Raw genomic sequence first — 14,316 nt, 5'->3', positions numbered from 1 at the left:
CCCGGGCCAATGCGTGAAAGCGTAAAAAAAAGCACAAATACTCAGGAGCACTCTCAATTATGTTTAAGAATGCATTTGCTAACCTGCAAAAGGTCGGTAAATCGCTGATGCTGCCAGTATCCGTACTGCCTATCGCAGGTATCCTGCTGGGTGTCGGTTCTGCTAACTTCAGCTGGCTGCCAGCCGTAGTGTCCCACGTGATGGCCGAAGCAGGCGGTTCTGTCTTTGCTAACATGCCACTGATCTTCGCGATCGGTGTGGCTCTGGGCTTCACCAATAACGACGGCGTTTCTGCGCTGGCTGCAGTGGTTGCCTACGGCATCATGGTGAAAACCATGGCTGTGGTTGCGCCGCTGGTTCTGCATTTACCGGCAGAAGAGATCGCCGCGAAACACCTGGCGGACACCGGTGTTCTGGGCGGTATCATCTCCGGTGCGATTGCAGCGTATATGTTTAACCGCTTCTATCGCATCAAGCTGCCTGAGTATCTGGGCTTCTTCGCGGGCAAGCGTTTCGTTCCGATCATCTCTGGTCTGGCAGCGATTTTCACTGGCGTGATCCTGTCCTTCATCTGGCCACCAATCGGCTCTGCTATCCAGACCTTCTCTCAGTGGGCTGCTTACCAGAACCCGGTTGTGGCGTTTGGTATCTACGGCTTCATCGAGCGTTGCCTGGTGCCATTCGGTCTGCACCACATCTGGAACGTTCCATTCCAGATGCAGATTGGTGAATTCACCAACGCAGCAGGTCAGGTATTCCACGGCGATATCCCACGTTACATGGCGGGCGACCCAACTGCAGGTAAACTGTCTGGTGGCTTCCTGTTCAAAATGTACGGTCTGCCAGCAGCTGCGATTGCTATCTGGCACTCTGCTAAGCCAGAGAACCGTGCAAAAGTGGGCGGTATCATGATCTCCGCAGCGCTGACCTCGTTCCTGACCGGTATCACCGAGCCGATCGAGTTCTCCTTCATGTTCGTTGCGCCGATCCTGTACGTTATCCACGCGATTCTGGCGGGCCTGGCGTTCCCAATCTGTATCCTGCTGGGTATGCGTGACGGTACGTCCTTCTCTCACGGTCTGATCGACTTCATCGTTCTGTCCGGTAACAGCAGCAAACTGTGGCTGTTCCCAATCGTGGGTGCGTGCTATGCCGTTGTTTACTACACCATCTTCCGCGTGCTGATTAAAGCACTGGACCTGAAAACTCCGGGTCGTGAAGATGCGACAGAAGACAGCAAAGCTGGCGCTACCAGCGAAATGGCTCCGGCACTGGTCGCAGCGTTCGGCGGTAAAGAGAACATCACTAACCTGGACGCGTGCATCACTCGTCTGCGTGTGAGCGTTGCCGACGTGGCGAAAGTAGACCAGCCGGGTCTGAAAAAACTGGGCGCAGCGGGCGTAGTTGTTGCAGGTTCTGGTGTACAGGCAATCTTCGGTACCAAATCCGATAACCTGAAAACCGAAATGGATGAGTACATCCGCAGCAACTAAGTTGTGACCTGGGGAGACTAAGGCAGCCGAATGGCTGCCTTTTTTATTTGTGTCTTAAAAAACGCCACTGAGACGCGAGAGCGGTCACTCTTCAGTCAGCTGATGAACATTCAGGAAAGAAATCGAGGGAGGAGGTTGAAAGGACAGGAGAAACTCGCTCATACTCTTGGATTGTGTCACACACCGATCCCGGGAGTGTGTTTACAGCGGACGCATTGCGCCAGATTAAACAAAAAAGGAAAAGGTCATGGCTGAAGAAACGATTTTCAGTAAAATTATCCGCCGCGAAATCCCGTCGGATATCGTCTATCAGGATGAACTGGTGACGGCTTTCCGGGACATTTCCCCTCAGGCCCCGACGCACATCCTTATCATTCCCAATATTCTGATTCCGACTGTAAACGACGTAAAAACCGAGCATGAAGTGGCGTTAGGTCGTATGCTGACGGTGGCTGCCAAAATCGCTGAACAGGAAGGAATTGCAGAAGACGGTTACCGTCTGATCATGAACTGCAACCGCCATGGTGGCCAGGAAGTTTATCATATTCATATGCATCTGCTGGGTGGACGTCCTCTGGGGCCGATGCTGGCACATAAAGGTCTTTGACATGCTGAAAGGGCGTATTGCAGCGCTGGTAATGGCGATGATGATTGTGGGGTGCAGCTCGCGTCCGGCGATCCCCGTGAATGATGAACAGACGCTGGTCATGGAATCTTCCGTGCTTGCCGCGGGCATCACGGCGCAACAGCCCGCGTTGACCATCAGTGAAATCAACTCATCTGCCTCCTCTACGCTCTTTAATGAAAGACATGAACCGGTGACGGTCCACTACCGTTTTTTCTGGTATGACGTAAGAGGTCTTGAAATGCATCCGCTGGAGGCGCCGCGCAGCGTCACCATTCCGGCCAGGTCGTCGGTAACGCTCTATGGCAGCGCCAACTATCTGGGTGCGCATAAGGTGAGACTTTATCTTTATCTCTGAGGGGTGAACCTTGATTAAAAATTTGAGCCGCTATGCGCTCGTGACAGCTTTCGCTCTGTTTCTTGCAGGGTGTGTGACCCGAACTGAACAGCCTGCGCCTGTGGAAGAGGCTAAACCGGGTACTGAACAGCCGACACCGCCAACGCAGCAGCAGCCAACCGTGCCGTCTGTACCGTCTATTCCGGCGCAGCCAGGTCCGATTGAACATCCGGACCAGACGTCACAGCCCACGCCGCGCGTGCGCCATTACGACTGGAACGGGGCGATGCAGCCGATGGTAGGCAAAATGCTGCAGGCGCAGGGCGTGACGGCGGGCAGCGTATTGCTGGTCGACAGCGTGAACAACCGTACCAACGGTTCGCTGAACGCGGGTGAAGCCACGGAAACCCTGCGTAATGCTCTGGCTAACAACGGCAAGTTTACGCTGGTCTCGGCTCAGCAGCTCGCCGTCGCCAAACAGCAGCTGGGCCTGTCGCCGCAGGATAGCCTCGGTACCCGCAGCAAGGCGATCGGCATTGCACGTAACGTTGGCGCGCAGTATGTGCTTTACTCTAATGCCACCGGTAACGTGAATACCCCAGCCCTGCAGATGCAGCTGATGCTGGTTCAGACAGGCGAAATTATCTGGTCAGGTAAAGGTGCGGTTACGCAACAATGACGGCACGCGTGAAGAGATTCTGACGCGCTATTTTCCTCAGTACCGCCTTATCGCGCCGCAGGCCCATTCCGGGCTTGGCGGCGCGAGTTGCATTATAGAACAGGGCGAACGACGTCTGGTCTTGCGGCAAAATCACGACCCCGACGCGCCTGCCTCCCATTTCCGTCGTCAGTTTCGTGCCCTGAGACGTCTTCCGGCGGATCTCGTACCTGCCCCTCGTTTTTTCAGACAGGGCTGGATGGCCGTCGACTATCTGGAAGGTGAAGTTAAAAGCGCGCTGCCGGACACGCCGGAGCTTGCGGCGGTGCTGTATCATCTGCACCGGCAGCCACGTCTGGGATGGCGAATTACGTTATTCCCGCTGCTTGAACATTACTGGCAGCAAGCCCTGCCTGACAGACGTACTCCAGTGTGGCTGGCACATCTCAGGCGGCTGCGTAAAACGGGCGAGCCGCAGCCGATTCGGCTCGCGCCGCTGCACATGGATGTTCATGCCGGGAATATTGTTCATACGCCAGCGGGCATCAGGCTTATCGACTGGGAGTATGCCGGAGATGGCGATGTGGCGCTGGAGCTGACGGCCGTCTGGACGGAGAGTGAAGCCGCACGGCAGCTGCTCATCAGGGAATACGCCCGGGTAGCGCATATTGACCCCGACGCGCTGAGGCGTCAGGTCAGGCGCTGGCGACCCTGGGTCGTCATGTTAATGGCTGGCTGGTTTGAAATGCGCTATCGGCAGTCCAGAGACAAACAATTTATTGCGCTGGCAAACGATGCCTGGCGTCAGTTACAAACTAAAGGATAAGAGAGGTGGATGTGGGTCCAGTCATGTTGGATGTTGAAGGGTTTGAGCTGGATGCGGAGGAGCGTGAAATTCTGGCGCATCCGCTGGTGGGTGGCCTGATCCTGTTTACTCGCAACTATCACGATCCGGCGCAGCTGCGCGAGCTGGTGCGTCAGATCCGCGCCGCGTCGCGCAATCATCTGGTGGTGGCCGTCGATCAGGAAGGCGGGCGCGTGCAGCGTTTCCGCGACGGTTTTACCCGCCTGCCCGCAGCCCAGTCATTCGCCGCGCTGCTCGGCACGGAAGAGGGTGGAAAACTGGCGCAGGAGGCCGGCTGGCTGATGGCCAGCGAAATGATTGCCATGGATATCGACATCAGCTTTGCCCCGGTGCTGGATGTAGGGCATATCAGCGCTGCCATTGGCGAGCGCTCATACCATGAAGACCCGCGTATTGCGCTGGCAATGGCCACCCGGTTCATCGACGGCATGCACGACGCAGGCATGAAAACCACCGGGAAACACTTCCCGGGTCACGGGGCGGTGACGGCGGATTCTCACAAAGAGACCCCGCGCGATCCGCGCCCGGAAGCGGAAATTCGCGCCAAAGATATGTCGGTTTTCCAGTCGCTTATCACCGATAACAAGCTTGATGCCATTATGCCCGCGCACGTGATTTACAGCGACGTCGACCCGCGTCCTGCCAGCGGTTCTCCGCACTGGCTGAAAACCGTTCTGCGTCAGGAACTGGGCTTCAACGGCGTGATTTTCTCTGACGATTTGTCGATGGAAGGGGCCGCGATCATGGGCAGCTACGCTGAACGCGGTCAGGCATCGCTGGATGCAGGTTGCGATATGATCCTGGTCTGCAATAATCGTAAAGGTGCCGTTAGCGTGCTGGATAACCTGTCGCCGATCAATGCAGAGCGTGTTACACAATTGTATCATAAAGGTTCATTTAGCCGTCAGGAGCTGATGGATTCGGCGCGCTGGAAGACGGTCAACGCCCGGCTTGAAGACCTGAATGAGCGCTGGCAGGCACATAAAGCCAGCCTGTAAACCCTCCCGGAAGGCGTAGCGTGGTGAGAAGACGATGATCATCTATTTACACGGTTTTGACTCAAACAGTCCTGGCAATCATGAGAAGGTGCTGCAGCTGCAGTTTATCGATCCGGATGTACGGTTGATCAGCTACAGCACGCGTCATCCGAAGCATGATATGCAGCATCTGCTCAAAGAGGTGGACAAGATGTTGCAGCTCAACGTCGACGATCGCCCGTTGATTTGCGGCGTAGGGCTGGGCGGCTACTGGGCGGAGCGGATTGGCTTCCTGTGCGACATTCGCCAGGTGGTGTTCAATCCTAACCTGTTCCCGAACGAGAACATGGAAGGCAAAATTGACCGTCCGGAAGAGTATGTCGATATTGCGACCAAGTGCGTGAGCAACTTCCGTGAGAAAAACCGCGACCGTTGTCTGGTGATCCTTTCTCGTAATGATGAAGCGCTCAACAGCCATCGGGCAGCAGAGCTCCTGCATCATTACTATGAGATCGTCTGGGACGAAGAACAGACCCACAAGTTCAAAAACATCTCTCCGCATCTGCAGCGTATCAAAGCGTTTAAAACGCTGGGTTAATCAATTACCCGCAAGCATCAAAGCCCGGCCGCGAAAGCGCACCGGGCTTTCTTTTTGACCAGAATTGTCTACTTTTAAGCCATCAAAACTTGATGCATATCAATTTTGGTATGACCAATGCGCCTGACGTGGTATTCTCAATGCACCTGAATGGTTTCAGTGCTGTAACCTGTTGTTAATTAAGGGTTATTTTTATAACTTTTAATTAACAATTGGTTAATAATTTGAGGAGGTCACGTTGACTACGCCATTGAAAAAGATAGTGATTGTAGGCGGTGGTGCTGGCGGGCTGGAGCTGGCTACACAGCTGGGCAAGAAGCTGGGTCGCGGTAAAAAAGCCAAAATTACGCTGGTGGATCGTAACCACAGCCACCTGTGGAAACCGCTGCTGCACGAAGTGGCGACCGGTTCTCTGGATGAGGGCGTGGACGCGCTCAGCTATCTGGCGCACGCGCGCAACCATCATTTCCAGTTCCAGCTGGGCTCGGTGGTGGACATCAACCGTGAAAGCAAAACCATCACCCTGGCAGAGCTGCGCGATGAAAAAGGGGAGCTGCTGGTTCCCGAGCGTAAACTGCCGTACGACACGCTGGTCATGGCGCTGGGCAGTACCTCCAACGACTTCAACACGCCGGGCGTGAAAGAGCACTGTATCTTCCTCGATAACCCGCACCAGGCGCGTCGTTTCCATCAGGAAATGCTGAACCTGTTCCTGAAGTACACCAGCAATATGGGTGCGAACGGTAAGGTGAATATCGCTATTGTCGGCGGCGGCGCGACGGGCGTTGAGCTGTCAGCGGAGCTGCACAATGCGGTGAAACAGCTGCACAGCTACGGTTACAAAGGGTTAACTAACGAAGCGCTGAACGTCACGCTGGTTGAAGCCGGTGAACGTATCCTGCCTGCGCTGCCTCCGCGTATTTCCGGTGCGGCGCACAATGAGCTCACCAAACTGGGCGTGCGGGTGCTGACGCAGACCATGGTGACCAGCGCCGACGAAGGCGGCCTGCACACCAAAGACGGCGAGTATATCAAAGCGGATCTGATGGTCTGGGCGGCTGGTATCAAAGCGCCTGACTTTATGAAAGAGATCGGCGGTCTGGAAACCAACCGCATTAACCAGCTGGTAACCGAGCCAACGCTGCAAACCACGCGCGATCCTGAAATCTTTGCCATCGGTGACTGTGCCTCCTGCGCGCGTCCTGAAGGTGGATTCGTGCCGCCGCGCGCGCAGGCCGCTCACCAGATGGCAAGCCTGGTGCTGCACAATATTCTGGCGCAGTACAAAGGCAAGCCAATGAAAGCCTATGTCTACAAAGACCACGGTTCACTGGTGTCACTGTCAAACTTCTCTACCGTCGGCAGCCTGATGGGCAACCTGATGCGCGGCTCAATGATGGTAGAAGGGCGCATTGCCCGCTTCGTGTATATCTCCCTGTACCGCATGCACCAGATTGCGCTGCACGGCTACTTCAAAACCGGGCTGATGATGCTGGTGGGCAGAATCAACCGCGTGATCCGTCCGCGTCTGAAGCTGCACTAATCTTTCACTCCCTCCGGGCCCTCCGGAGGGAGTTTTTAGCATTTCATGCTGTAGATCACAGTTTGACTGCTTAAGAGTTCTCCTAAATACAATATATCCCCTCTCAACGCCCCTTTTTTGATCCTTTATCTTATTGGCGAAGCCGTGCCTCCATTGCAAAATTGTTACCAATAGCAACAAAGGAGGAAGTCCCGTGAATAAATCAATGTTGGCGGGTATAGGGATTGGCGTCGCGGCTGCGTTAGGTGTGGCTGCCGTTGCCAGTCTCAACGTATTAGATCGCGGCCCGCAGTATGCACAGGTGGTTTCTGCTACACCGATTAAAGAAACCGTAAAAACACCTCGTCAGGAGTGCCGTAACGTCTCCGTGACGCACCGTCGTCCGGTGCAGGATGAAAACCGCATTGCCGGTTCTGTTCTGGGTGCAGTAGCGGGTGGCGTTATTGGTCACCAGTTTGGCGGCGGCCGGGGTAAAGACGTGGCGACCGTGGTCGGCGCGCTGGGTGGCGGCTATGCCGGTAACCAGGTGCAGGGCGCGATGCAGGATAATGATACCTACACCACGACTCAGCAACGCTGCAAAACCGTCTATGACAAGTCGGAAAAAATGCTGGGCTATGACGTGACCTACAAAATTGGCGATCAGCAGGGCAAAATCCGCATGGATAAAGACCCGGGCACGCAAATTCCACTGGATGGAAACGGCCAGCTGGTTCTGAATAACAAAGTGTAAAAAAGATGTTCTCTGAATTTAGCTCCTCATGCGCTCAGGCTGAGGAGCTTTTTTTTTGCTTCAGATTTTCAGTAGCTCAGGCCACAGCCGCAGCGTGGTTTCGCTAATATGCTGCAGTTTTTCCAGCGTGGCCCCTTCGCGGGCGCTGATCGACATCCCCTGCAAAATACAGCTCAGGTATTGCGCCAGCAGCTGAGGGTTGCATTGCGCGGGGATTTCACCGCGCTGCTGGCGCTGAGCCAGAAATGCGCTGAGGGTCTCCTCCTGCATGGCATGCCGTGATTTCACCGTATTGGCAATCTCTTTAGAGGACGCCGCAAGGGTGGCAGAGGTGTTAATCATAAAGCAGCCCGCAGGCGTTTCTTTACTGGTGAAACAGGTCGCGACGGCGGTGAAATAGTCCCGAAGTGCCTGTTCAACGCTTTTCTCTTCGCAGAACAGCTGGGCTTCGTGTTTCGCCGCAAAGCGCGAAATGTATCTGTCCAGCACAGCCCTGAACAGCCCCTCTTTATTGGTAAATTCGGCATACAGCGTCGGCGCTTTGGCTCCGGTAGCTTCTACCAGATCGGAAAGCGAGGTTGCTTCATACCCATGTTGCCAGAAGAGAGTCATGGCCTTATCAAGCGCTGCATCCCTGTCAAACACTTTTGGTCGGCCACGGCTTTTCTTCGCACAACTCGTGACATCGGTTGTCATTTGCCGTTGGTCCTCTGTTGGTTTGGTGAATGACCATTATAAAAATAAACGCAACCCGCCACCAGTGCTGAATGCTTAAAAATAAATTAATCATATATGTATGAAAAATAACAATTTTAAAATTAAGTTAACGCTCGTTATAAAATTATGTTGACGCGTGACCTGGATCACATTTATGATTTACCTATCGATCGTTAACTAAATGATTAACGACCTCCAAATTCATCTGCTAAAGGTAAACATCATGAAAAACGTAAAAACTCTCATCGCTGCCGCTGTCCTGAGTTCACTCTCTTTCGCAAGCTTTGCTGCTGTACAGGTGCAATCCACCCCTGCTGACCAGCATAAAGTCGGGACAATCTCTGCGTCTGCCGGTACTAACCTGGGTTCCCTGGAAGATCAGCTGGCGCAAAAAGCGCAAGAGATGGGTGCAAAATCTTACCGCATCACCTCAGTGACCGGTCCTAACACCCTGCACGGCACTGCTGTCATCTACAAATAAGCCGTGCATGAACCCTCATTTATGCCACTGCAATAAAAAACGCCCTGCTGAGCAGGGCGTTTTTTTATTTCTGATTTACATCGACTGCGGGACGACACCGTGATGCCGGGTGACATCGGTCGGCATGCCTGACCGGGCTTCCATCGCACGTTCCATCACCACGCTGTTGGTATTCGCATTCGTTTTGAAACTTACCATCGCGGCATTCAGGTTAATGGGCAGCGTCTGCGGATCGTCGCCAATATTTTTCGATAACGGCTGATGAATCTCAACCAGCCGCACGCCGCCGGGCTCCTCTGAAACTTTAATCGGCGTATTGATAATATTCACTTTGGTTCCCGGCGTAACGACGTTAAACAGCGTTTTGATATCGTCATCGCGCAGACGAATACAGCCGGAGCTGACGCGCATGCCGATGCCAAAGTCCGCATTCGTTCCGTGCAGCAGGTAGACGCCGCCGTATGCCGCGAGGCGTATCGCGTGGTGCCCCATCGGGTTATCCGGACCAGCCGGCACCACGGCAGGAAGATCGATCCCCTGGGCCTTATAGCGGGCACGAATGTTCGCCGTTGGGGTCCAGGTTGGATTCGCGCGTTTATCCGAGACGGTGGTGACCATCGTCGGCGTCAGCGTGTCGCCGCCCAGCTGACCAATACCGATAGGGTAGACGGTGACTTCATTTTTACCCGGCGGGTAATAGTACAGACGCAGCTCGGCCAGGTTTATCACCATCCCCTCGCGCGGGGCATCCGGCAGGATGGTCTGTAACGGGATGGTCAGTACGCTGCCCGCGCGCGGGACGTACGGGTCGACGCCGGGGTTCGCCTGCAGCAGGGCCAGAAAACCGACGTTATATTTTTTGGCAATCGCTTCCAGTGAACCACCATTATTTTCAACCACATGAAAGCGGTTTTCACCCACCACCTTGCTGCCGTGAGGGGGAAGGGGCCAAGTGTTTGCCCGAGCGGGAAGCGCCACCGCGACGGTGGCTGCCAGCGCCAACAGGGTCATCCAGCGAGTAAAACGCGAAGAGGTCATCATCACCATAATCCATGTAAATTATAAAGTTATTGTTTTGTAAGGCGTTAAACATAATTATGGCGAATGGGTGTGTCGGGAAGATCGGGTGAAGTGCAAAGAGTTTGTAAATTGTCCCCCGTAGCGCCGGGCTAACAGGGGGAAGGGATCCCCATAAAATAATGCCTGAACGGACGACCCTCTCTCCCTTGAGGGAGAGGGTTGGGGTGAGGGGGAACATACGGCTCTGGTGGTCATTCCGTTCACTTCATGTTCCTTGCTACTCTTTAACGACATAACCGGTGAACGTGCCAGGGTGGCTCAATCGCCACCACCCTGGTGACCCGGGCTCCCGGCAGTAAATCGCCGCTTCGCGGATTGTTCGCCCCATCCCTGGGGCTCACCCCTTCGGGGCCAGCGCAAGCGCTGTCCAAAATTGCTCCCGGCAATTTTGTCTTCGGCTTATTCCTTCCGGCTTATCGGGGACGGGCGGAGGCAACGACCATGTAAAGCCCGCCCTCTCGGCGCATCCCTGCGCTTCGCCCCGGCCTGCAAGGAAACGCCTCAGCGATTTACAGCCGGACCAGGGTGTCGCTGTAAGCTGTTCATTCCCGGAAGCAACTTTCATCGCTTCCGGTTAATAAACTACATGAAACTCCTCAGCTAACAGGGGGAAGGGAGGTTATGCGATCGCGTTCTCTTCCAGCTGGCGCATAAAGTTACGCACCCAGTCCATACGGGTTTTGCGCTCCGTCAGCTCCTGGGTAAATTTCAGACGGGTTGGACCATCCAGACGGAAATGCTGCGGCTGTTTTTGCAGCAGGCCGATCAGCCACATCGGGTTGACGTGATTCTTCTCGGCGAATTCAATCACGCCGCCTTTTTCATTGCCTTCGAGCTTGCGGATCCCCAGCTTTTGCGCCTGCTGGCGCAGCCTCGCGATATCCAGCAAATTTCTCGCCGGATCGGGCAGCAGACCAAAGCGGTCAATCAGCTCCACCTTGATCTCTTCCAGCTCGTTCTCCTTCTTCGCACTGGCGATGCGCTTGTAGAACGACAGTCGGGTATTCACGTCCGGAATAAAATCGTCCGGCAGCAGGGAAGGCATACGCAGCTCGACCTCGGTCTGCTGGCTGGTGAGATCTTCCAGCGACGGCTCGCGTCCGGCCTTCAGGGCATCAACCGCGTTTTCCAGCAGCTCCATATAGAGCGAGAAGCCGATGGTTTCCATGGAGCCGCTCTGGTCTTCACCCAGCAGTTCGCCGGCACCGCGGATCTCGAGATCGTGCGTCGCCAGCGCAAAGCCAGCGCCCAGGTCTTCCAGCGAGGCGATGGCTTCCAGACGCTTTTGCGCGTCGGTGGTCATCGCTTTCGGATGCGGCGTCAGCAGCCAGGCGTAGGCCTGATGGTGCGAACGCCCGACGCGGCCGCGCAGCTGGTGAAGCTGCGCCAGGCCAAAGTGATCCGCACGCTCAATGATGATGGTGTTTGCCGTCGGAATGTCGATCCCGGTCTCAATGATGGTGGTACACACCAGCACGTTAAAGCGCTGGTGATGGAAGTCGTTCATTACCCGCTCCAGCTCGCGCTCGCGCATCTGCCCGTGACCGATAGCGATGCGCGCTTCCGGCACCAGCTCCGCCAGCCTGTCCGCCGCTTTCTGGATGTTTTCCACGTTATTGTAGAGGTAGTAGACCTGACCTCCGCGCAGCACTTCACGCAGAATGGCCTCACGCACCACCAGATTATCGTACTCGCGAACAAAGGTTTTCACCGCCAGACGGCGCGCCGGCGGCGTGGCGATAATCGACAGATCGCGCATGCCGCTCATCGCCATGTTGAGGGTTCGCGGGATTGGCGTTGCGGTCAGGGTGAGGATATCGACGTCGGCGCGCATCGCTTTGATTCGCTCTTTATGACGCACCCCGAAGCGGTGCTCTTCGTCGACGATCAGCAGCCCCAGATCTTTCCACTTCACGTCGCTTTGCAGCAGCTTGTGGGTGCCGATCAGAATATCGATTTTGCCTTCGCTGGCCTGTTCGAGGATCTGCGTCTGCTCTTTAGTGCTGCGAAAACGCGAGAGCATCTCGATACGTACCGGCCAGTTGGCGAAACGGTCGCGGAAGTTATCGAAGTGCTGCTGAGCGAGCAGGGTGGTCGGCACCAGCACCGCCACCTGCTTGTTGTTTTCCACCGCAAGGAAGGCGGCGCGCATCGCCACTTCGGTTTTGCCGAAGCCGACGTCGCCGCAGACTAAGCGGTCCATGGCCAGCGGCTGGCACATGTCGCTCAGCACGGCGTTGATGGCCTGGGCCTGATCCGGCGTGATTTCAAACGGGAAGCTGTCGCAGAACAGCTGGTACTGTTCTTTATCGTGCTTAAAGGCGAAGCCCTGTTTGGCCGCGCGCTGGGCGTAGATATCCAGCAGCTCGGCCGCCACGTCGCGCACTTTTTCCGCCGCCTTCTGGCGCGCGCGCGCCCAGGCATCGCCGCCCAGCTTGTGCAGCGGCGCATTTTCTTCGGCGCCGCCCGCGTAGCGGCTGATCAGATGTAGGGAGGAGACCGGGACATACAGTTTGGCGTCGTTGGCGTAGGTGAGCATCAGGTATTCACCTTTGATGCCGCCCGCTTCCAGCGTGGTCATCCCCTGATAGCGCCCAACGCCGTGCTCCAGGTGAACAATCGGCTGGCCCGGATGCAGCTCGGCCAGGTTACGGATCAGCGTGTCCGGGTTGATGGTCCGACGGCTTTCCTGACGGCGGCGCGCGACGCGCTCGCCCAGCAGGTCGCTTTCGCAAATCAGCGCCAGGTTGTTGAGCGTGTCGATGAACCCGTGCTCGGCGGCGCCAATCATCAGATAACGACCGTTTCCGGTCGCTTCGCTCAGACGCAGGATGCGCTTCGGCGCCACCTTAATGCGTCCCAGCAGCTCACCTAACGCTTCGCGGCGGCCTTCACTCTCAACGGAGAACACCACCGGGCCGGTGAAGGACTCCAGGAACTTGCGCAGATTATCCAGCGGGGATTTCTGCTGCGCCTGAACGGCCAGGTCCGGCAGCGTCCGGAAGGCGAGGTTGGTATTGGCGGCCTTATCGGCAAGCGAATCGGTTTTCAGCTGTATGCGCGGCCATCGCTTCAGCTCGGCGTTGAGCTCGTCGGTGCGCAGCCACAGCGCTTCCGGCGGCAGCAGCGGACGCATTGGGTCAACGCCACGGTTTTCAAAACGGGCGCGGGTTTCGCTTTCAAAGCGGCTGGCGCTGGCGTCGATATCCCCGGTGTTGACAATCAGCGTGTTCGCCGGGAAGTAGCTGAACAGGGCAGGCAGCGGCTCGTTGAAGAACAGCGGCTGCCAGTATTCGATCCCGGCTGGAAGCGTGCCTTTACTGACCTGCTGATAAATATGTTCCGCGTCGCGCTTCACCTCGAACTTATCGCGCCACTGGCTGCGGAACAGCTCGATAGCGGTTTTGTCCGTGGGGAACTCATGCGCGGGCAGTAAATTGATCGACTCGACTTCCTCCAGCGTGCGCTGCGTGTCGGCGTCGAATACGCGCAGGCTGTCGATTTCATCATCAAAGAAATCCAGACGATACGGCTGGTCGCTGCCCATCGGGTAAAGGTCGAGCAGCGCGCCGCGGGTCGCGTATTCCCCGTGCTCCATCACCTGGTCGACGTGGCGATAGCCAGCACCGTCAAGCTGCGCGCGCAGGGCATCACGGGACAGACGCTGGCCTTTTTTCATCACCAGCGCGTGACCGTGCAGATAGCTGTGCGGACAGACGCGCTGCATCAGGGTATTCACCGGCACAATCAGCACGCCGCGCTGCATGGTCGGCAGCTGATAGAGCGTCGACAGGCGCGAGGAGATGATCTCCTGATGCGGAGAGAAGCTGTCATACGGCAGCGTCTCCCAGTCGGCCAGGCTGAACACCAGGCTATCGGTGAACTGGCGAATTTCGTCGTGCAGGCGCAGGGCGTTTTGCATATCCGGGGCAACCAGAATCACCGGGCCTGGATGACGCTCGGCGATTTCCGCCACCAGCGTGGCGCACGCCGCGCCCGTGAGTTCACCCAGCTGGCGCTGGTCGCCCGCTTTGACAGGCAAGGAATAACGATAGTGTTCAGGCATAGCTATGTCAGAGTCTCTTATGGATATACCAACAGTATTGGGGCATATCACTGATACGCAATGTCTTTATTATCCTCGATCGTTTTACATAAGCAAATCGTAACCGCACGGCGGGGCTAAACGCCCCCGAAACGGGGGCGGAG

13 protein-coding genes are annotated in these 14,316 nt (G+C 56.2%); 10 read left to right on the top strand and 3 right to left on the bottom strand.

Annotation, left to right across the window (positions count from 1 at the left end; all coding sequences use genetic code 11):
* The first annotated feature begins 59 nt into the window (after nt 1-59).
* The 9 genes from ptsG to FOY96_RS13245 all read left to right on the top strand — a co-directional run bounded on the left by ptsG (nt 60) and on the right by FOY96_RS13245 (nt 7,829).
* Nucleotides 60-1,493 carry a PTS glucose transporter subunit IIBC gene (ptsG, locus tag FOY96_RS13285; RefSeq protein WP_023311158.1) on the top strand — a complete coding sequence of 478 codons (1,434 nt, stop codon included), beginning with the start codon at nt 60-62 and terminating at the stop codon, nt 1,491-1,493.
* Between the two features lie 247 nt (nt 1,494-1,740).
* Complete coding sequence (gene hinT, locus FOY96_RS13280) at nt 1,741-2,100, top strand: purine nucleoside phosphoramidase (RefSeq protein WP_006809243.1); 360 nt, start codon at nt 1,741-1,743, stop codon at nt 2,098-2,100.
* Between the two features lies 1 nt (nt 2,101).
* Nucleotides 2,102-2,476, top strand: a complete 375-nt coding sequence (locus tag FOY96_RS13275; protein ID WP_023311159.1) for a YcfL family putative periplasmic lipoprotein — start codon at nt 2,102-2,104, stop codon at nt 2,474-2,476.
* 13 nt (nt 2,477-2,489) lie between these two features.
* On the top strand, nt 2,490-3,134 hold the full coding sequence (gene lpoB / locus FOY96_RS13270) for a penicillin-binding protein activator LpoB (RefSeq protein ID WP_103791505.1): 645 nt from the start codon (nt 2,490-2,492) through the stop codon (nt 3,132-3,134).
* On the top strand, nt 3,115-3,939 hold the full coding sequence (gene thiK, locus FOY96_RS13265) for a thiamine kinase (RefSeq protein ID WP_087822340.1): 825 nt from the start codon (nt 3,115-3,117) through the stop codon (nt 3,937-3,939). Before lpoB ends, thiK begins: the two co-directional genes overlap by 20 nt.
* 11 nt (nt 3,940-3,950) lie before the next feature.
* Nucleotides 3,951-4,976 (top strand): beta-N-acetylhexosaminidase, encoded by a 1,026-nt coding sequence (nagZ, locus tag FOY96_RS13260; protein WP_023311162.1) that lies wholly within the window; start codon nt 3,951-3,953, stop codon nt 4,974-4,976.
* A 34-nt stretch (nt 4,977-5,010) separates the two neighbouring features.
* On the top strand, nt 5,011-5,553 hold the full coding sequence (ycfP, locus tag FOY96_RS13255; RefSeq protein WP_008500781.1) for an alpha/beta hydrolase YcfP: 543 nt from the start codon (nt 5,011-5,013) through the stop codon (nt 5,551-5,553).
* Between the two features lie 238 nt (nt 5,554-5,791).
* Nucleotides 5,792-7,096: an NAD(P)/FAD-dependent oxidoreductase gene (locus FOY96_RS13250; RefSeq protein ID WP_024909038.1), complete on the top strand. Its 1,305-nt coding sequence runs from the start codon at nt 5,792-5,794 to the stop codon at nt 7,094-7,096.
* Between the two features lie 193 nt (nt 7,097-7,289).
* Nucleotides 7,290-7,829: a glycine zipper 2TM domain-containing protein gene (locus FOY96_RS13245; protein WP_008500779.1), complete on the top strand. Its 540-nt coding sequence runs from the start codon at nt 7,290-7,292 to the stop codon at nt 7,827-7,829.
* Nucleotides 7,830-7,889: 60 nt separating this feature from the next.
* Here FOY96_RS13245 and FOY96_RS13240 read toward each other — a convergent pair whose 3' ends face one another.
* Entirely contained in the window at nt 7,890-8,525 is a 636-nt protein-coding gene (locus tag FOY96_RS13240) for a TetR/AcrR family transcriptional regulator (RefSeq protein ID WP_029739866.1), read from the bottom strand.
* A 244-nt stretch (nt 8,526-8,769) separates the two neighbouring features.
* Here FOY96_RS13240 and bhsA point away from each other — a divergent pair, with 244 nt between their 5' ends.
* Nucleotides 8,770-9,027, top strand: a complete 258-nt coding sequence (gene bhsA, locus FOY96_RS13235) for a multiple stress resistance protein BhsA (RefSeq protein WP_023616599.1) — start codon at nt 8,770-8,772, stop codon at nt 9,025-9,027.
* Between the two features lie 75 nt (nt 9,028-9,102).
* Here bhsA and ldtC read toward each other — a convergent pair whose 3' ends face one another.
* Nucleotides 9,103-10,068 (bottom strand): L,D-transpeptidase LdtC, encoded by a 966-nt coding sequence (ldtC, locus tag FOY96_RS13230; protein ID WP_143347232.1) that lies wholly within the window; start codon nt 10,066-10,068, stop codon nt 9,103-9,105.
* Nucleotides 10,069-10,726: 658 nt separating this feature from the next.
* Entirely contained in the window at nt 10,727-14,173 is a 3,447-nt protein-coding gene (gene mfd / locus FOY96_RS13225) for a transcription-repair coupling factor (protein WP_143347231.1), read from the bottom strand.
* Between the last annotated feature and the right edge of the window lie 143 nt (nt 14,174-14,316).

Source organism: Enterobacter asburiae, from assembly GCF_007035645.1.
In the GTDB taxonomy this organism is placed as follows: domain Bacteria; phylum Pseudomonadota; class Gammaproteobacteria; order Enterobacterales; family Enterobacteriaceae; genus Enterobacter; species Enterobacter asburiae_B.
This window is presented reverse-complemented; position numbering and strand designations above follow the sequence as displayed.